The sequence below is a fragment of the Coleofasciculus sp. H7-1 genome (genome assembly GCF_057473865.1).
The window spans coordinates 17,193-39,501 of sequence record NZ_JBYCCT010000075.1 but is presented as its reverse complement, the minus strand read 5'-3'; the positions used below and the strand labels follow the sequence as shown (position 1 = coordinate 39,501).

The window sequence follows — 22,309 nt, the reverse complement described above, 5'->3', positions numbered from 1 at the left end:
TGTATCGCGTTCGGGTCACGAATATATTTACATGGCAAGTTTAGTTTGGATGTCTGGTCTGTTTGACGCAAACCGGGAATTCCTGGTTACGTCATTTGTTCCGAAAGTGCTACTGAACAATCGGTCTTAAGATAGATGTTTTTCGCATCTAAATTTGCATTAACAAGTTGACCAAGAGTTTGTTGTATCGTTATGGACAATGCTATTCCAGAGCTTGATAGTATCAGCCGTCAGTTAATGAGTCTAGAACGCCCCAAGAAGCCCAAAATGTTGGTGGTAGACGATGAGCCAGATAATTTAGACTTGCTCTACCGCACTTTTCGACGAGATTTCAATGTGCTGAGAGCCGAAAGCGGTATTCACGCCCTGGAAGTGCTGGCGACAGAAGGGGAAGTAGCCGTGATTATCTCCGATCAGCGGATGCCAGAAATGAAGGGAACGGAATTTTTGAGCAGAACCGTGCCCAAGTTCCCGGATACGGTACGAATCATCCTCACGGGTTTTACCGATGTGGAAGATTTGGTAGAGGCGATTAATTCAGGACAAGTCTACAAGTACATCACCAAGCCTTGGGACCCCAACGAATTGAAGGCGGTAGTCCAGCGGGCAGCAGACACCTATGAATTGCTGAAGCAACGCACGGAGGAACTGCATCGCGCTCAAGCACAAACGGCACTGCTGGCAACGATTGTGCAAGTGGCTCAGGAGTCTCCCAATGTGGAAGCAACCCTGGAACCAATCGCCAGTGCCTTTGGCAATAATTTCTCAGCAGATGGCTGTATTTTGCAGCAGGTAGAGGGCAATCAGCTGGTGGCGGCAAAAGGAACCTATAATGCCGTAGGCGACACGGAAAACTGGCTGGAAAAAGACCCTCTAGTAGAGGATGCGATCGCATCTGGGAAACTTCAGGTTTGGGTGAATACTCCGGGAAATCCTCCTCCCACAGATATCGGACAATACCAAAGTTCCGGTCTCCAGGCGCATCTGATTATCCCCGTCATCTACCGAGGTAACGTGCTGGCGGTGCTGTCGCTCCAGTGGAAACGACCCTGTAAACTGCGCGAAGATGAGTTGAAATTCATTCACTTATCCGCCCAGCAGGTGGCTCTGGTTCTGACCATGACCCGCACTCATCAGTAATCGTTAATGGAAGAATGGTAATTCCCCAATTAGCGATTCTTCCATTAGCCGTTAGCAACTGTAACATCATGACCTCTGAGCATATCCAAGCCATCTTTGACCGCATTGCACCCGTTTACGACCAGCTTAACGATCGCTTAAGTCTCGGACAGCACCGCGTATGGAAGCTGATGACGGTGAAGTGGAGTCATGCGAGTCGGGGAGATATTTGCTTAGATGTCTGCTGTGGTAGTGGTGACATTGCGACTCTACTGGCGCGACAGGTGGGAGAAAAGGGTCAGGTATTTGGGTTAGATTTTTCACCCGCGCAATTAGCGATCGCTCGTCAGCGATGCGAAAATAGGGACAGCCAAAAGGAATGCCCCATCACCTGGATAGAAGGAGATGCCCTGAATCTCCCCTTCCCCGACAACTATTTCGACTGCGCCACAATGGGTTACGGACTTCGCAACGTCACCAATATTCCCCGCTGTCTTGAGGAATTGCACCGCGTCCTCAAGCCGGGTGCCAAAGCCGCTATCCTAGACTTCCATCGTCCCAGCAATCCTCAAATGCGAAGCTTTCAGCAGTGGTATCTCGATACCATCGTCGTCCCAACCGCCAACCAAATGGGATTGACTGAAGAATATGCCTACATTAGCCCCAGCTTAGATAAATTTCCCACGGGCAGCGAACAAATGGATTTAGCCAGGAAAGCGGGATTTACCGCCGCTATCCACTATCAGATTGCGGGTGGGGTCATGGGCGTATTGGTAGTAACCAAAGCCTAAGATGGTAGTAGAGGGTAGCAGATGAGTTTTGAGTTTTGAGTTATGAATTGACCCTAACTCAACACTCAACATTCAACATTCATAACTTCCCTTAAAACGTAACCTCTGCCTAATTGGATCGCCGCCTTGAATTGGTCTAACCTCTGGCTTTACGTCAGTCCCCCGATTGTTGGTGCAATTATTGGCTATTTCACCAACGATATCGCCATTAAAATGTTATTCCGCCCCTATCGGACTCTTTACATCGGTAGGCGGCGCGTCCCTTTCACGCCTGGATTGATTCCCCGAAATCAGGAACGCCTAGCCAACCGGGTTTCCGACACGATCATGGGGTCGCTGCTGACGCCAGAGGAATTGCAAAAGCTGGCGCGACGGCTGCTGCATACAGAACGGGTGCAAGGGGCGATTCTTTGGTTACTGCGACTGGCGCTAGAGCAGGTCAAACCCGATGCCGAGCAGAAAACCGCTAAAATTATGGCGGGAATTCTGCGGGATTTGCTGGGTGAATCGTTTCCCCGCCTGCTGAAAGTTTTAGCCCGCCGCGAGGATTTTCTGGAAGTCCAACTCAACCAAATTTTTGATAAGGTTTTGCTGGAATTTCAGCTGAGTGACGATCAGGCAAAGAAGCTTTCTGACTGGATATTGCAAGTGGTGCTACCACCAGATATGGTGCGGCAAGCTTTGGTGGATTTCCTGACTGACCGCAATATTCAAGTCATTGATGAAGGCTTTCGGGCAAAGACGAGTGGCACTTACTGGGTGGTGGCGAATTTGTTTGGTCTTCGCAACACTCTGACGCGCCTGCGGACGTTTTGCTTGGACGAAAAAGAGGAAACAAATCAACGTTTGACAGAGTTGATTGTCTCGTTAGGAATTCGAGAACGTTTGCAGGAATGGCTGCAAAATCTCTCTTTACAAAATTTGCCGGTTTCGACGGTGCGCCAGTTGCGTAAAACGATGCGCGACAGCGTCCGCAGTTATATTCAAGAGCATGGCGCTGACTTGTTGCAGGGATTGAGTGACTCTGTGGACTGGGAAAATATTGCCAAGTTAATCCTGGCTCGGCTGCGAACATCGCCTGCTGTGAATGCTTCTTTAGAAGTGGTTAGCAAAGAATTGGCTTTAATTTTAGAGCGCTATTTGGAGCGGGATCTGGAAAAAATTGTGGCTCAAGTGATTCCGATTTTGTCGATCGATCAGGTGATTATTGACCGAGTGAAGGGAACATCGGCGGCGGAATTGGAAATGGCAATTCAAGGCATCGTCAAAAATGAGCTGCAAGCAATTGTCAATTTGGGGGGCATCTTAGGGTTTGTCGTGGGTTTGTTGCAGGGGGTTTTGCTGTTGCTGCGTTAAGGTGTGCAAAAATTAACACGGTTCGTCTCGGAGTCGTTGGTAAGCTATGGCTTGGGCAGCTGGGCAGAGGTTATACGGCGATCGCTATATCATCGAAAGACCGCTCGGTCAGGGTGGTGTTGGGATTACCTATCTTGCTAAAGACAGAAAAGGCAATCAAGTTGTCATCAAGACGCTGAAAGAGGATGTCCTCAACAACCCAGAACTCGCTTCGTTCCGGGACAAATTTCAGCGGGATTTTCGAGATGAGGCGCTACGTCTCGCTTTGTGTCGTCACCCTCATATCGTGCAGATTGAAAACGCTTTTCAGGAAGGCTCGCTTCCCTGTATGGCGATGGAATATGTGGAAGGGGAAGATTTATGGAAGCGGGTGAACAAGTGGGGACTCCTGTCGGAAACAGAAGCACTGCGCTACATTCAGCAGATTGGCGAAGCGCTTACCGTCGTTCACGATAAAGGTTTGCTGCATCGGGATGTCAAGCCGCACAACATCATGCTGCGTTCTGGGAAATTAGAGGCGGTTTTGATTGATTTTGGGATTGCACGGGAGTTTATCCGGGATACTACCCAAGCTCATACTCAAGCCTTAACTCACGGTTTTGCACCCATTGAGCAATATGCTGAGGAAGCGAGACGAGGCGAGTATACGGATGTCTACGCCCTAGCCGCAACCCTGTATTATTTACTCACGGGAAAGCGTCCGACTCCGGCTTTTGCCAGGGCTGCGAAAGTTCCCTTAGAGGCACCGAGGCAAATTAATTCTAGTATTAGCGATCGCGTTGAGCTGGCAATTCTCCTGGGGATGGAGTTTGAACCCGAAAATCGCCCTGCTTCAGTGCAAGCTTGGTTGGATTTATGCAATTTCAGCAGCCTGAATCAAGATGCGGCGACGTTACCGATACGAAACGTTGAATCAGTCATCACTATGCCTGATACCACGCTTTCCACGACAATGTTTGTCCCTTTGGACGCTTTCCACAACAATCTGAGTCCGGAGGCGGGGGAAAATTACCGTCAATTGCGAGATTTATTGGCAGCAGGGAAGTGGAGAGAAGCCGATTTGGAAACGGCGGCGATTATGCTGAAGGTAGCCCATCGGGACGAAGAAGAGTGGCTGGATTACGAACACATCGAATCGTTTCCAGGGCAAGATTTACGTACTATCGATACTCTTTGGGTAAATTACAGCAACGGACGCTTTGGCTTGAGTGTCCAGAAGCGCATTTACCAAGAGTGTGGAAATAATTTTGTCACGTTTGGCGATCGCGTGGGTTGGCACATTAACGAAACTTGGTTGTGGTGGAATGACCTCAATTTCACTTCGGATGCTCTCCCCGGACATCTTCCGGGGTGGCGAGTCGGGGGTTCGGGGGGTGTCTGGGGTTGTTTTGTAACGGTTGGCGAGTCGCTGCTGGCGCGTCCCGATTTGTAAGCCGATAAACAAAGAGCGATCGCTTTGTTTTGAAGAAGCTGGCTAGCAATATATCTAGAAATGAATTCTTAAACAAGTTGAGTTTGAAACTTTTCCATTGCTTGTTTTTTCTGAGAATAGACACTCCGCAACCTCCGCAATTGAGCCTCTGACAGCACAGATTTAATGACGCCCAGCAATTCACCCCATCTGTACATTTCTGCCAAGGAAGGGACTGTCTGTAGTTTCTGCTCGTAAAATTTTACCCAAAAGCCGGGGGCTTTATATTGATTCTTTCGCCAACGCTTGCGCCATCTGAGGAAATCTTTGGCAGTGGGTGTCTCGACGTTTAAAATCGGTGGCAGATCCGCATAGCTGACAAACGTACTCACGCCTTTGCCAACAACGTGGATAACATATTGCCAGCAGTCGATCCGATATATCTGTTCGGGGTTGAGATTGAGGAGGAGGGCGATCGCTTCTTTCGTAACAAACCGAGCCAATTGATGAACAACCCTTGATCCTGGCTGTGAGCTTGATATCATAAGAATTAACTCCAATATCATGGAGTTTTTGTGGAATTAGCGATCGCTCTTCAGTTTCCGACGCCAAAGGGCGATCGCTTTTTACTGGATAAAATATTTTAGTCGAAATTTAAACTCTATGTCAAGAACAGAATTAATAAAGTTGCGGATTAGGGAGTTTGCCGCCAAAGAGGGCTGGACGCTGAAGGAAGTTTCCGAACGTTCCGGAGTGTCGTACAGCACAATCAAAACTTATGCAGTGTCGCCGGGAATGGTGATGGCTGACTTAGCTGCTTTACGAAAGTTAGCGCGAACCTTTGATGTGTTGATTGAAGATTTGTTGGAAGTGGTGCAGGAATAAGCGATCGCATCGGCAAGTTAAAAGGATTAAATGCGATCGCTTCTAACTACCAATTGTGGACAATAATGCAATGAATTAACATCAACGACATCATTGCAGCAATCCTAGCGAATCGGGTTCGGATTACAGATCATGCTGATGAAGAAGCAGAGGATGACCAACTCTTATTTGATGAAATCTACTTTTCCGTCCTTTATGGCGAAATCATAGAACACTACCCAAATGATGCTATTAGAAAATTGCCCGGTTTGTAGTGGTATGGTCAAAAAAGAAGTAGAGAAAATACTGCGTGGGGGCAACCACACGGCTGTTTTAAAAGTATCGGCAGAAGTTTGTCTAAGCTGCGGGGAAAGATTGTATTCTGTGGAAACGGTTAGGCGATTTGAAAACATTAGAGCCAAACTGAAGCGTCAAGAGACAGAAGATTTTCAACCGATAGGGCAATCTTTTCGAGTCAGGTAAGGAGGCGAGAAGCCGAATCATCGCGGCATAAGCTTTGCGATCGCTCTCTCCAAATCTAAGTGTTCACAAGCGATCGCTTCTGGCAAGATAAGGAGAAACGTCACATTCACAAAGGTGATCAGATGCTATGCGCTTGAAGCGAATCCTTGGCTTTTTAGTGTTGTGTGTGGGGGTTAGCAGCCTCTTCATCTGGCGAGAAGGGCGATCGCTACCTGTCTCCCAAGCTCAACCTCCACCTCTGCCGGAGGGGGTGCGATCGCAGACTGATGTGCCCTATGTGCCAACGCCTAACCAGGTGGTGACAGCGATGCTGAAGATGGCAGGCGTCACAAAAGATGATGTCGTCTACGATCTGGGTTCTGGCGATGGAAGGCTGGTTATCGCAGCAGCGAAGCAATTCGGCGCGAAGGGTGTCGGTTTCGAGATTAACCCCCGACTGATTCAGGAAAGTAACGAAAAAGCTAGATTAGCAGGTGTGAGCGATCGCGTGAAGTTTGTCGAGCAAGATTTGTTCCAAACTGACCTTAGTGACGCTACCGTAGTGACGCTTTACCTGCTGCCTAAAGTTAACATCCAATTGCGACCGAAACTGCTGCGCGAACTCAAACCGGGAACGCCCGTTGTCTCTCACCAATTCGACATGAAGGAATGGAAACCTGACCGCACTGAAGTGTTGCGGGTCGGTTCTCGCATTCACAGAGTTTTCTACTGGGTGATTCCAGCACAGGTAACAGGAACCTGGCAATGGAATATGCAATCCGTCGGGAGCAAAAATCCCTACACGCTGCAACTACGTCAACAGTTTCAAGAAGTTACGGGAACGGTGAGAATGAGCAATGGGGAAATACCGATTACTGAGGCAAAATTAACAGGCGACCAACTTAGCTTTAAAGTTACACAGCCGAAGCAAGGGAAGCTAGTAACAATGCAGTTTAATGGGCGCATTTCTGACAACACCATTATTGGAAGCGTGGATATTTTAGGCGGTGCGAAAGTAGACAGACGCAACTGGGCAGCCCGACGCTAATGCTAAATTGGTCAAATTCCTTTGGTGCAAGGGTTTTACATTCTACTGTAACCAGAGTAACAAACATCCCGATAATTACCCGAATTAGGGGAGTTAGAAAGATTGTGTCAGTCTAAGTCTAAATAATAGTTAACCTGCTTCGTCTCTCGGTGGGCGCGTACCCTAAGATTGCCTGTAGGGTGTCATCATTATTATTCGTGAGGGCATAACTTTTATTTACCGAGAAACTAATATACTTGATCCTTCACGTCCTGTTCTTCTTTCAGATATCTGTAGTGTTCCACAAGAGGACTCGTAATTAACTGGTTTAATTCTCCCCTATTCCTCACAGATTCAATCATTCTGTAAGCATTTCTAATGTTTTTTCTAAAAATCTCAATTTCACTTTGGTGAACTTCGGAATCATCTATTTTAAAAATATCTTCTAGACCAACGAATGAGCCTACAACGTGAACTGTAATTGCCTCATCCAAATAAAAACTATGTTCATCTGTTAACATAGCGACTTCTAGACCTACAAAATATGCAATTCTTTGCTTCTCCTTAATTGAGAAATTTTCTAATTCAAGTAGTTCTTCGATGACGCCAACAGCTAGTTTGATTTTATAAAAAAGAGTTTCATAACTTTCCAAACGATGGTTAGATAATTTATGATTATTTTTGAATTTATCTTCGTTTGAAATTGGCAATAAAGCTGGTGGGAAAATTTGAGGATATTCAAATTTAATTGCAGGATGCTTTACATCTAGAAGAAGCCTAAGCCATTCAATTCCATATATTTTAAGTTTCCAACTGTATTGATTACAAATATCAGCAATAGCTTTATCTCTTTCACCTGCTGTTGGTTGAGAAGTCGTAATAAAAACAAGCTCATGACAGGTGTGACTATGACCAGCAATTTTTGCAGCATCGGTTGCGAGCTTATACTTCCAATCGTCACGTACACTGTAAGCAAATATTGTGACTTCTTGAGATTTGTTAACGTGTATGGCGTCTCTTCCTTTGTCCTTGAAACCACCAAGCGGCTCAACAGATGAATATCCTTCTAAAAACATCAGGTCGTGACAAAGACGCTCAAACTCAGAATAGTCTGTCAGCTTTTCGAGACAGTAAATAGTTAGGTTAGCAGCCATCCAAGTACTCGTGGTTAAGATACGTTAGTACTAAAATATTTTAGCAACGTTATTGGTAAAGTTGAGAGTATAGCAGTCCTAAATGATTCGTGAAGGCGAGATCCCCGACTTCTCCAAGAAGTCGGGGATCTGAGGCGCTGGCATCTCACGACTCAAATAGGATTGCTATAGTTGCATTGCAGCATGCTAACACGGCAGTGCAGCGGACGGTCGAAAGCCACTGGTGCCTAGTTCGGTATTATCTGCCGCAGCTGGCTTTAGCCGTTAGTGTAAAACTTTGTTTTTGCTCAGATGAAGAACGTTATTTTCTAGCACTCAGAAACTTCATACATAAACTCAGTAGTTACCAGCACTTCTGATTTACAAGTTTATTTTTTGAGGACATCTGTACTGAGCAAAATTTCGTTATTTTCATCGTCAATTAGCGATCGCACTCTGGTGCTAAGTTTAGGGCTGTCTATGACGTACCAAATAAATGTATGAGTGTCCAGCAGTTGCCTCATTACATATAATCCTTGAAGTCTTCTAGCGTCTCGTCAAAGTCATCAGATATTGTAACTAACCCTTTAGCACTCCCAGCTTGGCGGCGACGCTTAACTGGCGACACTGGCACTAATTTGACAACAGGTTGGTTGTCTTTCGAGATCGTGACTTCTTCACCACGAAGTGCCGCCTCGATTAAGTTGGGCAGATATTTAGATGCCTCAGCGAGATCGATTTGTTGCATAACTGTTACCCTCTTTTTTATTCATCTTCCATCTTTTCTGAAAAATCCGTGTCTTGATACACTTGGTCAAGCGCCTGCTGTTGAGTACGACGAGAAGGACGACGGTATTTTTTGGCTTCTAACCTGGGTTCGTATTGACTGTGCCCTTTACCCTTGGTTTTCATTTTCAGGGTGGCGTCGGGATCGGCTTGTTGGTTTAGGTGAGTAGAAAGAGCGATCGCATCTTTCAGAAAATCTAGATAATGCTCGTAACGTTCCCAATCCCCCCGCACCGCACAATTCGGCTCATCCCGATGCAGGCAATCACTAAATTGACATCGGGCAACGGCTAAGCGCTGCCGTGCTTCTGGGAAATAATGCACCAACTCTTCCGGAGTCGCATCCAAGTCTGGTTGGTTGAAGCCTGGGGTATCTGCAATGAATCCGCCTGTCGGTAATTCAAACAGTTCAACGTGTCGCGTAGTATGACGCCCTCGGCTGAGTTTGCCGGAAACTTCCCCGACGCGCAGATTGATACTGGGAATGAGATAGTTGACGATGCTCGATTTCCCAACGCCAGAAAGACCAGCAAAGATAGTAATTTTATGATTCAGCTGATGCTGGAATTCTTCAAGACCTGTGCCTGTGTGGACGCTGATAAATATCGGTTGGTAGCCCCACCCTTGCAAGCGATCGCGCCATTGGTTGAGTTGGTCAGTTGTCACCAAATCGCTTTTATTTAAGCAAAGGCAGACATCTAAGCCAGTAGTCTCTCCCTTTACCAGGAAACGACTCAATTGATAGGCATCCAACGTGGGTTCTTCCAGGGCAAAAACCAGAATAATTTGCTGGGCATTTGCCACTGGAGGACGATCCAGTTCAGTTTTGCGGGGTAAAACTTCGGCGATCGCACCCCGTCCACCTGCCCAGTCGGCTTCCTCAATCAGAACGCGATCGCCTACCATCACCTTCTGACCTATTTTTTTCAGTCTTGCCCGACGAGTACACAACAGAAAGGGAGTTATGGGTGGGGTGTGAACTCCCAACTCCGGACTGCTGAAATCTAGCCGCACTTGGTAGAAATTCGCCTGCACAGCCAGCACCGTCCCAATTAACTCTGAAAATTGCTCCTCCGTCTTCTCTCTCGGCGGCAGCGAAGGGGGTACAGAACTCATAGGGAAGCTGGACGCCGCACCCTCAGGGCAAAAAAGCCTGTGCGGTCTTCAGACGCAATGAATCGCGTCTCTACAATTGTGTAGCCTGCCATCGCTAAACTATCAGGAACCTGCTCAATTGGCTCACCCGGATCTAGCCACACTTCTAATAAGGTGCCGGGTGCCATTTGTTCCAGGCGGAGTTTAGTCCGAACGAAGTTAATCGGGCAAGGCGTCCCCCGCAAGTCCAGCTGAGCGTCCGGCACATCCGTTGCAGTCGCTGGATTGTTTATCACTTGAACAATCCTCCCAAAAATCCTTCTAAACCGCCTTTCCCAGTGCGATCGCCTTTGATTTTAGCCAACTTCTCTAGCAGTTCCCGTTCTTCAGCCGTAATCCGATTGGGAATATCAATTCCTACATTAATCAGGTGATCGCCCCGGCTGACTGGGTTCCCTAGTTTGGGTACGCCATGATTTTCTAGCGTCAGCACCGTATTCGGTTGCGTTCCCGCCGGAATTGTTAACTCTACCGGCCCATCAACTGTATTCACTTCCAGACGGCATCCTAAGATCGCCTGCAAGTAGCTAATCTTAATCTCTGACAGGACGTTAATCCCATCCCGCTGAAACTCTGCGTCTTCCTCGACAAACAAATAGACGTACAAATCTCCCGGAGGGCCACCGCGCAGACCGGCGTCTCCTTCTTTAGAAACGCGCAGGCGGGTTCCATTGTCTACCCCTGGAGGGATAGTAATTTTAAGCTTTTTCGTCTCCTGTTTGCGACCGACGCCTCCGCAAGTTTCACACTTGTCCTCAATTACCTGCCCTTCACCGTTACAGGTGGGACAGACTGAGACTTGGGTAAAGCTACCAAACGGAGTCCGTGTCGCGCGACGCACTTGACCGGAACCACTGCAAGTCGGACAGGCTCGCGGTCGCGTTCCCGGCTTGGCACCCGCACCGTTGCAGGTAGCACAGGTTTCTAGATGGGGAATCCTGATTTCTTTTTCGCCCCCAAACACGGCTTCCCGAAATTCCAACTTTAAATCTAACCGCAGGTCGTCACCGCGAACCGGGCCGCTACGTCGGCGAGCAGCAGTTTGACCCACGCCACCCCCAAACCCACTGAAGAAGCTTTCAAAAATATCGGCAAAGTTCCCGATATCGCCTAAGTCTGGGCCAGCTCCGACACCAGAAGCCACCCCGGCTTCCCCATAGCGATCGTAGCGAGTCCGGGTTTCTGGTTCCGAAAGGACTTCGTAGGCGCGATTAATTTCTTTGAAGCGTTCTTCCGCCCCTGGCTCTTTATTGACATCCGGGTGATATTTCCGGGCCAGACGGCGATAGGCACGCTTCATTTCCTCTTTGTCTGAGTCACGGGAGACCCCGAGAATTTCATAGTAGTCGCGGGCCATAGAACACTGCTTCTTTAGGGGTTAAGGGTTAGGAGAAATGAAAAATTAAAAATTTAGAGATTCTTCAATTTTTCATTTTTAATTATTCATTTTTAATTGATTTAGTCAACTGGCTCGTAGTCAGCCTGAACGGTATTATCGTCATCAAACTTAAAGTCGTCGTCATCGGGTGTGGAGTCAGGCTCACTAAACTCTTGGGATATGCCACTTTCCAGGCTTTCGTAATCATCCTGTGACTCCCGTCCGCTGGCTTGCTGGTACACGGCGGCACCAATCGCAAACAGTGTCTGTTGAAAATCGTCAATCTGTTGTTTGATCTCCTCAACACTGATTGAGGGGTTAGCCAGCGCCGCTCGCACCGCTATAGCCTTCTTATTTGCCTGCGTCTTGAGATCCTCGCCAACCTGAGCCCCGTTGTCATTCAACGTTGATTCATAGCTGTAGAACAAGCTATCAGCTTGATTTTTCAGCTCCACTACTTGTATCCGACGCCGGTCTTCTTCGGCATAGGTTTCAGCTTCGTGCCGCATCCGTTCGACTTCGCTGGCATTCAAGCCGCCGGTATTGCTAATCCGGATACTCTGCTCTCTCCCAGTGCCTTTGTCTTGAGCCAATACTTTGAGAATTCCATCAACGCCGATTTCAAAGGACACTTCAATTTGAGGGACGCCTCTGGGAGCGGGGGGAATTCCTGCTAGTAGGAATTTGCCAAGACTTTTGTTGTCTTTCGCCATCGCCCGCTCACCCTGCAAGACGTGAATTTCCACGCTTGTTTGTCCGTCAGTGGCGGTGGAAAAAACTTGAGATTTCGTGGTGGGAATTGTGGTGTTGCGCTCAATAATTTTTGTGAACACTTCTCCCAAGGTTTCAATGCCCAAGCTCAGGGGAGCAACATCCAATAGCAGCAGATCCTCGACTTCGCCGCTTAAGACGCCACCTTGGATCGCCGCTCCCAGCGCCACTGCTTCATCCGGGTTGATCGACCGATCGGGTGCTTTACCGCCAAAAAACTTCTTAATCGCATCTTGAACGGCAGGAATTCGGGTTGAACCTCCTACCAGGATAATCCGGTCAATCTCATTGGTCGTCAAACCGCTGTCTTTGATCGCCTGAGCCACTGGCTCAATGGTACCTTCCACCAACTGGTTGACGAGTTCTTCAAACTGGGCACGGGAAAGTTCCATCTCCAAATGTTTAGGTCCGGTTTCATCGGCGGTGATGAATGGCAAATTGATGGAGGTGCTGCCCATGTTGGAAAGTTCTATTTTGGCTTTCTCCGCTGCCTCCCGCAGCCGCTGGAGAGCCATTTTGTCGGTTCCCAGGTCGATGGAATCTTGCTGTTTGAAGTTTTCGATCATCCAGCGGACAATGCTGTTGTCAAAGTCATCTCCGCCTAGGTGGTTGTTTCCAGAGGTAGCTTTGACTTCAAAAACGCCGTCACCCAATTGGAGTACGGAAACGTCGAAGGTGCCGCCGCCTAAGTCAAACACCAGAATGCACTGCTCTTCATCTTGTTTATCCAAGCCGTAGGCAAGAGCGGCTGCCGTGGGTTCGTTGATGATCCGTAAAACTTCCAGTCCGGCAATGGTACCGGCGTCTTTTGTCGCCTGCCGTTGGGCGTCTGTGAAGTAGGCAGGTACGGTGATTACTGCCTGGTCTACCTGTTCGCCGAGAAAGTTTTCTGCATCCTGCTTTAGCTTTTGCAGGATCATCGCTGAGATTTCTTGGGGGGTGTAGTTGCGTCCCCGAATTTGGACATCGACGGTATCATCGCGACCTTTGATACAGGTGTAGGGCACGCGCGATCGCTCTATTTCGGTGTCATCCCAGCGGCGACCGATAAAGCGTTTAATGCTGTAAACCGTATTTTCGGCATTGGTGACAGCTTGCCGTTTCGCCAGTTGACCGACCAAGCGATCGCCTCCCTTGCCAAATCCCACGATACTTGGGGTCGTTCTCCCGCCTTCTGTGTTAGAGATGACAATGGGTTGACCCCCCTCTAAAACAGCCACGCAACTATTGGTCGTGCCCAAGTCGATGCCAATGACTTTTCCCATAGCTAGCTGTAGTAAAGGTGTGCAGGATTTGTTGAGTAGCCGTTGAATTGTTTGCCTGGTATGGTTCGGACCAGGCACCAAATTTCCATCAACTTGATTGTAATTTCTGACGCCTCCAACCGTCGATGCAGTGCGTCAAACTCCATTAACTTTCGCCAGAAAGCGGATGACCTTCCTCTGAGGGTACCACGGGCTCCATAGCCGCAGCAACTTTGACTAGGGCGTGGCGCAAGACGCGATCGCCCAAGAAATAGCCCCGCACTAGCTGTTCGCTCACGGTGCCTTCTGGATACTCATTCGTTGGCTCCCGCATTACGGCTTCGTGGAGATTGGGATCGAATTCTTGACCCTCCGGACGCATGGGAGATACTCCAATGCGCTTGAGAGCGTCCGCCAGCTGTTTGTAGACACTCTGGTAGCTTTTGTGGATGCTCCATTCGCTATCAGTTTGCGGCTTGATCTGCGATCGCGCCCGCTCAAAATTATCCACTACGGGCAGTAACTCAGTAATGGTGGCGCACTTGATCTGCACCTCCGAGTCTTCCTTCTCTTTGAGAGTCCGCTTGCGGAAATTTTCAAAATCTGCGGCTATCCTCATGTACTGAGTTTTGAAAGAATCACACTGTTGCGTGCGTTCTTCCACTTGCGCTTTTAAAGCCTCCACTTCCCGCGTCAATGCTTCTATAGCCGCTGAGTTGCTGGCTGCTTCTGCGTTACTTTCTTCTCCTCCGATTGCTCTGGATGTTGCAGCGGCTTCTGATACCGCATCAGTTTGGCTTGTTCCATACACTGACGCATCAGATGAAGGTTCTCCATTCACGGTTCCCGTTTCCGATAATGGTTCATCCCCCATTCCCTGTGCCACCGCCTGGTCATCAACCATTGGAGGTAAAGTATTGTCTTGCTGATTTTCTTCCTCGTTCATTGGGCTCTCATCCCAGTTAAGAGACTGCTCGCGCTCATTTTATTGGTAGTCCTGTCTATGTCGCCAGTACCACCTCCCCTTCTGTATCAGGTTGGTGTCTCACCGCTCCCTAACTTAGGGATGGAGAGAACAGGCGCATCGCCACAAAACTTTCCCCTTTTTAGAATCATAGTGTGCCCAGGCATCCTGCCAATACTATTTACGGCTTTTAGCTTAATTTTATAACCAGGCTTGGGTGGGAAAACCGTATAAACACGCCAACCCTACATTGTGCCAAGCTATGCCATCTGCTAGCATTTGCACAAAATTTTCTTTATAGAAGCGATTGCCTACTTTCAGATTGTAACGTCATCTTCACGAATTTCCGGACACCCCTTGAGCGAGTGGGCGTGCCAGACACCAGAATCCAGACACTAGACTATATATGAATCGCAAAATAAATTAAGACAATCCTGCGCCTAAGACTTGCTTAAGGCTATTATCGTGAATGTTCCATACCATGTTCAGCCTTACACGCTCTTTGTCATTAACCAAGTCATGCCAGAGTCTTCCAATGCTCCGGCAGGTCTTACATCTTATAAACTTACAGCATCGTTGTACGGATATTACTGCTTGCGGCTAGTGAGGAGCAACATTGGCCAGTAGCGTCAGCTTTGCCCCCAAATGCGCCGCAACGACTCAGAATAAATGATGAAACGGTTTGGGGATACGGCGGGGGTGCCAGCCCAAGTCGGTTGTCTAAACCGTAAAAATTTGGTTTTTGGCTGAAGATAGCAATTTTGACTCATGGTTTTGGGAACAATTTGTAAAGAGGTATTCTCACGGATCTATGACTCAATCCTCACCACGAAATCGCGCCCTTGCTGTCCGCAATGAGTTTTCGCCCTTCGGCAACCAGCTGATTCAGGCAGGCTATGTTGACACCGACCAAATGCGGCAGGCTATGGTCGAAAGCCGCAAGTCTGGTAGACCCTTAACCGAGGTTCTAGAAACGATTACTGGGCGATCGCTTCCTCCAGATTTGCTACGTCAGTATAAAAAACAACAGCTTTTTGAACTCAAAATTCTTTACGGAGTTGAATCTCTAGATCCGGAAATCAGCCAAATTCCCACTCCTCAAATTGGGTCTTTGATTGAAACCCTGATTCCGATTGATATCTGTAGTCGCTATAAACTGGTACCCTTAACGAAAAATGACACCCAGCCCCCTTCGGTGCTGGTGGCAATGGTCGATCCGGATAATTTAGCGGCTCAAGACGATCTCAACCGCATCTTGCGACCCCAGGGCATCGCCTTGCAGCGAATGGTGATCACTCTGGAAGACTGTTTGAATCTGATTAACCAATACAAAGATGAGCAAACAAGGAAAGAGGAAGTAGCGCGAATCCAAAAGTCTGTAGATGTCTCAGACGTTCTGGATAATTTGAACGACTTAGGAGATGCGCCTCCGGAAGTTGAAGATGACCTGAATGTAGCGGATGCACAGGGCGCTCCCGTCATCAACCTGGTCAATAGAATCCTCCTCAAGGGGCTGCAAGAGAATGTTTCAGACATTCATATTGAACCCCAAGAAGAATTCTTGCGCGTTCGCTTTCGCAAGGATGGGGTGCTACAACAAGCCTTCGAGCCGTTCCCGAAAAAAATCATCCCAGCCGTCACAGCTCGCTTCAAAATCATGGCTGAGCTAGACATTGCCGAGCGGCGGATGCCTCAAGATGGGAAGATACGGCGGGTGTTTGAAGGGCGCAAGGTTGACTTTCGGGTGAATACCTTACCCAGCCGCTACGGCGAAAAGGTGGTGTTGCGAATTCTCGATAACTCTGCCACCCAGCTAGGTTTGGACAAGTTAATTTCCGATGCAGAATCGCTAGCAATTGTCAGAGAAATGGCAAGCCGTCCCTTTGGCTTGATTTTGGTAACTGGCCCAACCGGGTCTGGTAAATCTACCACCTTATACTCGGTGCTGTCAGAACGGAACGATCCGGGGATTAATATCAGTACGGCAGAAGATCCGATTGAGTATGCCTTACCTGGGATTACTCAGGTGCAGGTGATTCGAGAGAAGGGGATGGATTTTTCCTCGATCTTAAGAGCCTTCATGCGCCAAGACCCGGATGTGATTCTGGTGGGTGAAACGCGGGACAAAGAAACGGCAAAAACCGCAATTGAAGCAGCACTAACCGGACACTTGGTGCTGACAACCCTGCACACCAACGATGCCGCTGGTGCGATCGCCCGTTTAGACGAAATGGGCATTGAGCCATTTATGGTATCGGGTTCGCTGATTGGCGTCCTGGCGCAACGCTTGATGCGGCGTGTTTGTACCGATTGTCGCCTTTCCTATCCACCCACTTCACAAGAACTCGCTCGATTTGGTTTATCGGTTTCTGGAGACGGGGATATTACCTTCTACAAAGCCAATACTTTACAACCCGATGAAGCGAAAGAAGCCAAAAGCAGAAATGCTCTGTGCCAAAAATGTAATGGCATTGGCTATAAGGGACGTGTGGGTGTTTATGAGGTCATGCGCGTGACCGAACGGTTGCAAGGTTTAATCAGCCAAGGTGCCCCCACCGAGCGCATTAAAGAAGCAGCCGTGGAAGAAGGGATGAAGACATTGCTGGCCTACAGCTTAGACCTGGTACGCCAAGGTTATACCACTCTCGAAGAAGTAGAACGGGTGACATTTACAGATTCTGGTCTAGAGGCAGAACTCAAAGCCAAGCGCAAGAGCGGTCTAGAATGTCTAACTTGCACTGCTGAGTTAAAACCAGAGTGGCTAGATTGTCCTTACTGCATGACGCCTCGCTTTTCCGAATAAATGTCAATCGTCATATCGCTAATGGCGAATGGCACGTCCCCTAAGCTACGCCCTTAGTCAAGGAAAAATTAGCAACTGAGAAATCAAGAATCACCCCAGGAGACAGCCTCATGGAATTAATGATTGAAGACTTGATGGAGCAACTCATTGAAATGGGCGGCTCAGATATGCACATTCAAGCAGGAGCGCCGGTTTACTTCCGCATCAGCGGGAAACTCAACCCCATCGGTGACGAACCGCTTCCTCCCCAGGAGTGTCAGAAACTCATCTTCAGTATGCTGAACAATACGCAGCGTAAGGAATTAGAGCAAAACTGGGAACTAGACTGCTCTTATGGAGTTAAGGGATTGGCTCGCTTCCGCGTCAATGTGTACAAAGAGCGGGGTTACTATGCGGCGTGCTTAAGAGCGTTGTCTTCTAAAATTCCGAACTTTGACCAGTTGGGTCTGCCAGATGTCGTGCGGGAATTGACTCACAGACCGAGAGGAATGGTGTTGGTGACTGGACAAACGGGTTCTGGTAAAACTACCACCCTTGCTGCCATGCTCGACTTGATCAACCGGACGCGGGCAGAACACATTCTAACGGTGGAAGACCCGATTGAATATGTTTACCCGAACATCAAGAGCTTGTTTCACCAGCGTCAAAAAGGCGAAGATACCAAGAGCTTTGCAAATGCCTTGAGAGCCGCGCTCCGGGAAGACCCGGATATTATCCTGGTGGGGGAAATGCGCGACCTGGAAACGATTGGTCTGGCGGTGTCAGCGGCTGAAACTGGTCACTTGGTGTTCGGCACCCTGCACACCAGCTCCGCAGCAGGCACTATCGACCGGATCTTGGACGTGTTCCCCCCAGAGCAACAGCCCCAAATCCGCGCTCAGTTGTCTGGTTCGTTATTGGCAGTTTTCAGCCAATGCTTGGTGCCCAAACACAACCCGAAACCCGGTGAATATGGTCGGGTGATGGCTCAGGAAATCATGCTGGTAACGCCAGCGATCGCTAACTTGGTTCGAGAAGGAAAATCTGCTCAAATTTACTCTGCTATCCAGACTGGAGCAAAATTGGGAATGCAGACGATGGAACAGTCTCTAGCTGGCTATGTCAAAGCTGGCTCCATCTCCTTTGAGGCGGCGATGAGCAAATCATCTAGACCTGAAGAATTACAGCGTATCCTGGGAACATCGCCAGCGACGGGGGCAAAAGCTGGCGCTCGGTAGGTTCGAGGCGGTGTAAAACCTATTGCACTAAGCTTGTGTGATGCCGGTTGACAGACCGAAACATATTCGGTCTGTCTGGACTACCTGGCAGCGCTCAGCAGAAATTGTCAAAAACCTCCCCGGAAGACACCCTCCAATTACAAAAAATTTCCTTTGAAAAGCCATTCTTCTTCTTTCATTTAGAGGTGATTGATGCCTACCTATATTGCTGATGTTCGGGACTCTAAAGGAGCCGCTAAGAAAGACAAAATTGTTGCCGACTCCCTTGGCAATGCCCGCGACGCCCTGCGCGAAAAATGGGTTTCTGTTGCAAATATCAAAGAAACTCAAAGCTTTGACCTGAGCAAATTAAACCTAAAAGACTTCCAAACGTCTTTATCGAAGGTTACAGTCAAGGATAAAGCCGTCTTTTCTCGTCAATTTGCCGCGATGGTCAACGCGGGTGTGCCGATTGTTAGATGCTTGGGTGTGCTTTCCGAACAATGTACCAATCCCAAGCTCAAAAAAGCGCTTGTGGAAATTAGCTCTGAGGTTCAACAAGGTGTGAATCTCTCGGATGCTATGCGTAAACATCCGGATTGTTTCGATAATCTCTACGTCAGTATGGTGCAAGCCGGTGAGGTCGGCGGTGTCCTTGATGAGGTACTCAACCGATTAGCCAAAGTCCTAGAGGATATGGCACGCCTGCAAAACCAAGTCAAAGGGGCAATGGCATACCCCGTGGCGGTGGGAATCTTGGCCATCATTGTGTTTATTTGTATGACGGTGTTTTTGATCCCGATCTTTGCTGGCATCTTCAAAGATTTGGGGACAGAATTGCCTGCGCTGACCCTGTTCATGCTGTGGATCAGCGAAATCCTCAGAAGTTGGAAGATCATCATTCCTATCATCACTGTCATCGTTGCCTCTTTTCTTTACAGGCAGTATTACAAGACGCCGGTTGGTCGTGTGACGATGGATCGCTTTTTCTTGAAAATGCCGCTATTGGGTGACTTGAATGAGAAATCATGCATTGCTCGCTTTTGCCGCATTTTTGGAACCTTGACTCGTTCTGGAGTGCCCATTCTCACTTGCATGGATATTGTGAGAGATACGGCGGGGAACCAGGTAATTGCCAACGCGGTGGATGCAGCCAAGCTAGACATTCAACAGGGTGGGATGATGAGCTTAGCTTTGCAAAAAGAGCAAGTTTTCCCAATACTGGCAATTCAGATGATTAGTATTGGGGAAGAGACAGGTCAGTTAGATGGCATGATGATGAAAGTGGCAGATTTCTATGAAGATGAGGTTGAGCAAGCGGTGAAAGCACTCACCAGTGTTCTGGAACCCATCATGATGGTGGTATTAGCGGGGATGGTAGCGGTGATTTTGCTTTCGATGTATCTCCCCATGTTTGCAGTGTTTGACAAACTAGGCTAATCAATTTCAGGTTTTGGATTTTTCTCATTCCTAGTTTTGTCTGGGAATGAGATTTGGGATGGAGGGCTGATGGTACTTAACGATGACCTAATCTCCAATCTAAGATTGAAAATTTAAAATCAAAATATGTTTGTTAAGCAATCCTATTACGAAGCTAGCTTGGCGGAGTACAGTAACCTGTCTGGAGCGATCGCACTGCTCAAGCAGCACCGACCTTATCTGGAGATGATTCCCAGTATGCGCCGGTCTGAGGAGAGCGCGATCGCCATTCCTTTGCCGGTGGTGCGGATTCGCCATGCCATATCTAAAGCAGAAAGCGGTGGCGTTGTCACATCTAGAGGGGAAGCGATTCGCTTGCCCTGTGATGTGGCAATTTTAATGTGTGACCCCGAATGGAAAATCAAAATGGGGGTGGAGATTTTTGTCTTCATCCACCGTCCCCAAGAAGACTTCTCCGAGTTGTTGAGTCGTTGGCGGCAGACGCAGGTGTGGCTGGACAAAGAATATGAGTGGTTGATGCCGCCTCGCCATCAACACATTTTCAGCGAGGGCGCTGACAAGCTATATCCCTTGTTTGTGGGATTTCCAGAGACGCCAGAACGAATTAAGCGAGGCTTAATGGGAGCCTGTCTCCCCTTTGTCATCCAGACACCAATGTTAGATGTTGAGGAGCAGGCACAGGAATCTTTTTTGCCTGAAAGTCCAAACCTTTGAAGGTTGAAGCAGGTTGATGTGAGCTTCAACCTGCCCACTTTCAACCTGTTAACTACTTGACAAACTGCGGCATGACTTCGGCGGCGGTAAACAAACCGTAGATGCCTCGACGATGGAGTGCTACTCCAGCTTTGAGATAACCGAAGGCAGGGCCGCAGACATTGGCTGCCATACTGGTTTCATCGCCAAGCGTGAAGGTATGGGTAGAAATCTTGCCTTCAAAGGTGCGACCCGTCACTTGGACATTTGTGCTGAGTGGTTTTTTGGGATTGCGGGTATCGACGACGCCGCCGACCGTAACGCGATCGCGCGGACAAATCCCAGCCAGCTCCAGCATCACATCATCAGCGTGTTCCATATTCTCCAGAGCCAGGATGCCGTTGGTTTGATCCAGCAATGCTTCCACCTCGGCATCACTCATGGCTCTGGCGCGTTCCACATCGTAGCCTGGTAGATGGGCAATATCTTCCCGAATCGTCGCTCGGTAAGCTTCCCAATTTGCAATTCCTACCCCAAACGTAATCTTGACGCTGTGGATTTCGGCGTAACTTTGGGCGGCAAGAGCTGCTGCTGCTGTCAACAATCCAGGCGTCGCCCCACAGCCAGTCAGATAAGTAATTCCTGCTGCAAGAAGTTCCTCTTGCAGCTCCAGTAGCTGCTCGACAGCGCTGGTACGCTTCAGGGCGTCTACCAGAACACCCTGCCAGCCGGATTGAATAAATTGCCGCGCAATGGACGCCATAAAGGTGTTGGGCAGATTGGGTAGCGCCAGGAAATATCCATCCACCGGCTTTGCTCGTTCCATTAAGTCCTGAATGCTCTGGCTGCTGAGGGTGCCTGTAGGCTCTAAATAGCCAAGCGTTCCTTGTGTCTGGTAAATCGCAATGCTGGCATCTGGATCTAACCCTTGGGCGGCGTAGGCATAACCTTTCTGGTCAGCCGCTGCCACCCAGATCATCTCGCGTTTTGGTGCCAGCACTCTGGCGGCAGCCTGCCCCAGTCCACCGAAGCCTAAGACGCCCACTCGAAGGGGGGTTGGGGAGTTGATTGAACCTGTGATTTGCTCTGCACTCATAGCGTCTTCTTGCAATTGAACAAACTTTAATTATCCTGGCTTCTGGACGCGCCGTTTCGTTCACTTAGATGAGCCAGCGCGATCGCATCTTTGCCAGAAGTATGTTGGCTTTTTTGCCCGATTCCAGACAATTTCTCTATCTTGACGCAGATGGAAAGTTAAGCGACACTGACAAATAATCAAAGTACAACTCGCTTTATTAATTAAGTTTTGTTACCTTTTAACTCGTTGTGACTCAATTGCTCAACACTTAAGCAACATTAATTTATTAATACCCCAGCGAGTCAGTTCTTAGAAAGATGTCTTATACGGCGGCATCAGCAGTACGGTTCGTGCCGTCGCCTAACTTGAGCAATCCCTAACAAATGAGCATGGAAACGCTAGAGTTTATCATTTATCCGGATGGTCGGGTGCAGGAGAAAGTCACCGGAATTACTGGAAAATCCTGTGCCGAAGTGACTGCTGCTATTGAAGCCCAGCTGGGTCTGGTACTAAATCAAGACCCGACTTCTGAATTTTTTGCCTCAGCCTCAGCCATTCATCAGACTGCGGCGGCGACAGCCGGGGCAACATATAGCGAGTGGTAAGTTTTTTTTGAGTCCAGCTTAATTCATTTGAAA

General features: G+C 48.5%; 23 protein-coding genes. 13 read left to right on the top strand and 10 right to left on the bottom strand.

Going from position 1 to position 22,309, the window contains the following annotated elements:
• Positions 1-192: 192 nt before the first annotated feature.
• From AC2VDX_RS21800 to AC2VDX_RS21785, 4 genes are all read left to right on the top strand, one after another.
• On the top strand, positions 193-1,140 hold the full coding sequence (locus AC2VDX_RS21800; RefSeq protein ID WP_378185230.1) for a response regulator: 948 nt from the start codon (positions 193-195) through the stop codon (positions 1,138-1,140).
• A gap of 68 nt (positions 1,141-1,208) precedes the next feature.
• A complete protein-coding gene (ubiE, locus tag AC2VDX_RS21795) occupies positions 1,209-1,910 on the top strand; it encodes a bifunctional demethylmenaquinone methyltransferase/2-methoxy-6-polyprenyl-1,4-benzoquinol methylase UbiE (RefSeq protein ID WP_378185302.1) in 702 nt (233 codons plus the stop codon).
• 126 nt (positions 1,911-2,036) lie between these two features.
• Positions 2,037-3,266, top strand: coding sequence for a DUF445 domain-containing protein (locus AC2VDX_RS21790; RefSeq protein WP_378185232.1), 1,230 nt, complete (start codon positions 2,037-2,039; stop codon positions 3,264-3,266).
• Between the two features lie 46 nt (positions 3,267-3,312).
• Positions 3,313-4,698: a GUN4 domain-containing protein gene (locus AC2VDX_RS21785; RefSeq protein WP_378185234.1), complete on the top strand. Its 1,386-nt coding sequence runs from the start codon at positions 3,313-3,315 to the stop codon at positions 4,696-4,698.
• 68 nt (positions 4,699-4,766) lie between these two features.
• Here AC2VDX_RS21785 and AC2VDX_RS21780 read toward each other — a convergent pair whose 3' ends face one another.
• On the bottom strand, positions 4,767-5,180 hold the full coding sequence (locus AC2VDX_RS21780) for a hypothetical protein (protein WP_378185236.1): 414 nt from the start codon (positions 5,178-5,180) through the stop codon (positions 4,767-4,769).
• A 160-nt stretch (positions 5,181-5,340) separates the two neighbouring features.
• On the opposite strand from AC2VDX_RS21780, the gene AC2VDX_RS21775 reads away from it, so the two are divergent.
• From AC2VDX_RS21775 to AC2VDX_RS21760, 4 genes are all read left to right on the top strand, one after another.
• Positions 5,341-5,562: a helix-turn-helix domain-containing protein gene (locus AC2VDX_RS21775; protein ID WP_190413812.1), complete on the top strand. Its 222-nt coding sequence runs from the start codon at positions 5,341-5,343 to the stop codon at positions 5,560-5,562.
• Positions 5,563-5,636: 74 nt separating this feature from the next.
• Complete coding sequence (locus AC2VDX_RS21770; RefSeq protein ID WP_486928242.1) at positions 5,637-5,816, top strand: DUF4258 domain-containing protein; 180 nt, start codon at positions 5,637-5,639, stop codon at positions 5,814-5,816.
• The gene (locus AC2VDX_RS21765) at positions 5,785-6,024 is read left to right on the top strand and encodes a YgiT-type zinc finger protein (RefSeq protein ID WP_378185239.1); all 240 of its coding nucleotides are present in this window, start codon (positions 5,785-5,787) and stop codon (positions 6,022-6,024) included. Before AC2VDX_RS21770 ends, AC2VDX_RS21765 begins: the two co-directional genes overlap by 32 nt.
• Before the next feature lie 127 nt (positions 6,025-6,151).
• Positions 6,152-7,051 carry a class I SAM-dependent methyltransferase gene (locus tag AC2VDX_RS21760; protein ID WP_378185241.1) on the top strand — a complete coding sequence of 300 codons (900 nt, stop codon included), beginning with the start codon at positions 6,152-6,154 and terminating at the stop codon, positions 7,049-7,051.
• 227 nt (positions 7,052-7,278) lie between these two features.
• Here the strand turns inward: AC2VDX_RS21760 and AC2VDX_RS21755 are convergent, their stop codons facing one another.
• The 8 genes from AC2VDX_RS21755 to grpE form a co-directional block, all read right to left on the bottom strand.
• Entirely contained in the window at positions 7,279-8,184 is a 906-nt protein-coding gene (locus AC2VDX_RS21755; protein ID WP_378185243.1) for a hypothetical protein, read from the bottom strand.
• 368 nt (positions 8,185-8,552) lie between these two features.
• Positions 8,553-8,687, bottom strand: coding sequence for a PIN domain-containing protein (locus AC2VDX_RS21750; protein WP_378185245.1), 135 nt, complete (start codon positions 8,685-8,687; stop codon positions 8,553-8,555).
• Positions 8,687-8,911 (bottom strand): type II toxin-antitoxin system Phd/YefM family antitoxin, encoded by a 225-nt coding sequence (locus AC2VDX_RS21745; RefSeq protein ID WP_378185247.1) that lies wholly within the window; start codon positions 8,909-8,911, stop codon positions 8,687-8,689. Before AC2VDX_RS21745 ends, AC2VDX_RS21750 begins: the two co-directional genes overlap by 1 nt.
• A gap of 17 nt (positions 8,912-8,928) precedes the next feature.
• Positions 8,929-10,065, bottom strand: a complete 1,137-nt coding sequence (gene rsgA, locus AC2VDX_RS21740) for a small ribosomal subunit biogenesis GTPase RsgA (RefSeq protein WP_378185249.1) — start codon at positions 10,063-10,065, stop codon at positions 8,929-8,931.
• Positions 10,062-10,337 (bottom strand): sulfurtransferase TusA family protein, encoded by a 276-nt coding sequence (locus AC2VDX_RS21735; RefSeq protein ID WP_378185306.1) that lies wholly within the window; start codon positions 10,335-10,337, stop codon positions 10,062-10,064. The genes rsgA and AC2VDX_RS21735 overlap by 4 nt, the downstream gene beginning before the upstream one ends.
• Positions 10,337-11,461: a molecular chaperone DnaJ gene (dnaJ, locus tag AC2VDX_RS21730; protein ID WP_378185251.1), complete on the bottom strand. Its 1,125-nt coding sequence runs from the start codon at positions 11,459-11,461 to the stop codon at positions 10,337-10,339. Before dnaJ ends, AC2VDX_RS21735 begins: the two co-directional genes overlap by 1 nt.
• 101 nt (positions 11,462-11,562) lie before the next feature.
• Positions 11,563-13,518, bottom strand: a complete 1,956-nt coding sequence (gene dnaK, locus AC2VDX_RS21725; protein WP_378185253.1) for a molecular chaperone DnaK — start codon at positions 13,516-13,518, stop codon at positions 11,563-11,565.
• 145 nt (positions 13,519-13,663) lie between these two features.
• Positions 13,664-14,443 carry a nucleotide exchange factor GrpE gene (grpE, locus tag AC2VDX_RS21720; protein ID WP_378185255.1) on the bottom strand — a complete coding sequence of 260 codons (780 nt, stop codon included), beginning with the start codon at positions 14,441-14,443 and terminating at the stop codon, positions 13,664-13,666.
• A gap of 829 nt (positions 14,444-15,272) precedes the next feature.
• On the opposite strand from grpE, the gene AC2VDX_RS21715 reads away from it, so the two are divergent.
• The 4 genes from AC2VDX_RS21715 to AC2VDX_RS21700 all read left to right on the top strand — a co-directional run bounded on the left by AC2VDX_RS21715 (position 15,273) and on the right by AC2VDX_RS21700 (position 20,614).
• Positions 15,273-17,264 (top strand): GspE/PulE family protein, encoded by a 1,992-nt coding sequence (locus AC2VDX_RS21715; protein WP_378185257.1) that lies wholly within the window; start codon positions 15,273-15,275, stop codon positions 17,262-17,264.
• 110 nt (positions 17,265-17,374) lie between these two features.
• Positions 17,375-18,481, top strand: coding sequence for a type IV pilus twitching motility protein PilT (locus AC2VDX_RS21710; protein ID WP_378185260.1), 1,107 nt, complete (start codon positions 17,375-17,377; stop codon positions 18,479-18,481).
• Between the two features lie 192 nt (positions 18,482-18,673).
• A complete protein-coding gene (locus AC2VDX_RS21705) occupies positions 18,674-19,900 on the top strand; it encodes a type II secretion system F family protein (protein ID WP_378185262.1) in 1,227 nt (408 codons plus the stop codon).
• A 126-nt stretch (positions 19,901-20,026) separates the two neighbouring features.
• Complete coding sequence (locus AC2VDX_RS21700; RefSeq protein ID WP_378185264.1) at positions 20,027-20,614, top strand: hypothetical protein; 588 nt, start codon at positions 20,027-20,029, stop codon at positions 20,612-20,614.
• A gap of 52 nt (positions 20,615-20,666) precedes the next feature.
• On the opposite strand, the gene bioU is transcribed toward AC2VDX_RS21700, so the two are convergent.
• On the bottom strand, positions 20,667-21,689 hold the full coding sequence (bioU, locus tag AC2VDX_RS21695) for a (S)-8-amino-7-oxononanoate synthase BioU (RefSeq protein WP_378185267.1): 1,023 nt from the start codon (positions 21,687-21,689) through the stop codon (positions 20,667-20,669).
• Positions 21,690-22,060: 371 nt separating this feature from the next.
• On the opposite strand from bioU, the gene AC2VDX_RS21690 reads away from it, so the two are divergent.
• Complete coding sequence (locus AC2VDX_RS21690) at positions 22,061-22,276, top strand: DUF2997 domain-containing protein (protein ID WP_378185269.1); 216 nt, start codon at positions 22,061-22,063, stop codon at positions 22,274-22,276.
• The last annotated feature ends 33 nt before the right edge of the window (positions 22,277-22,309 follow it).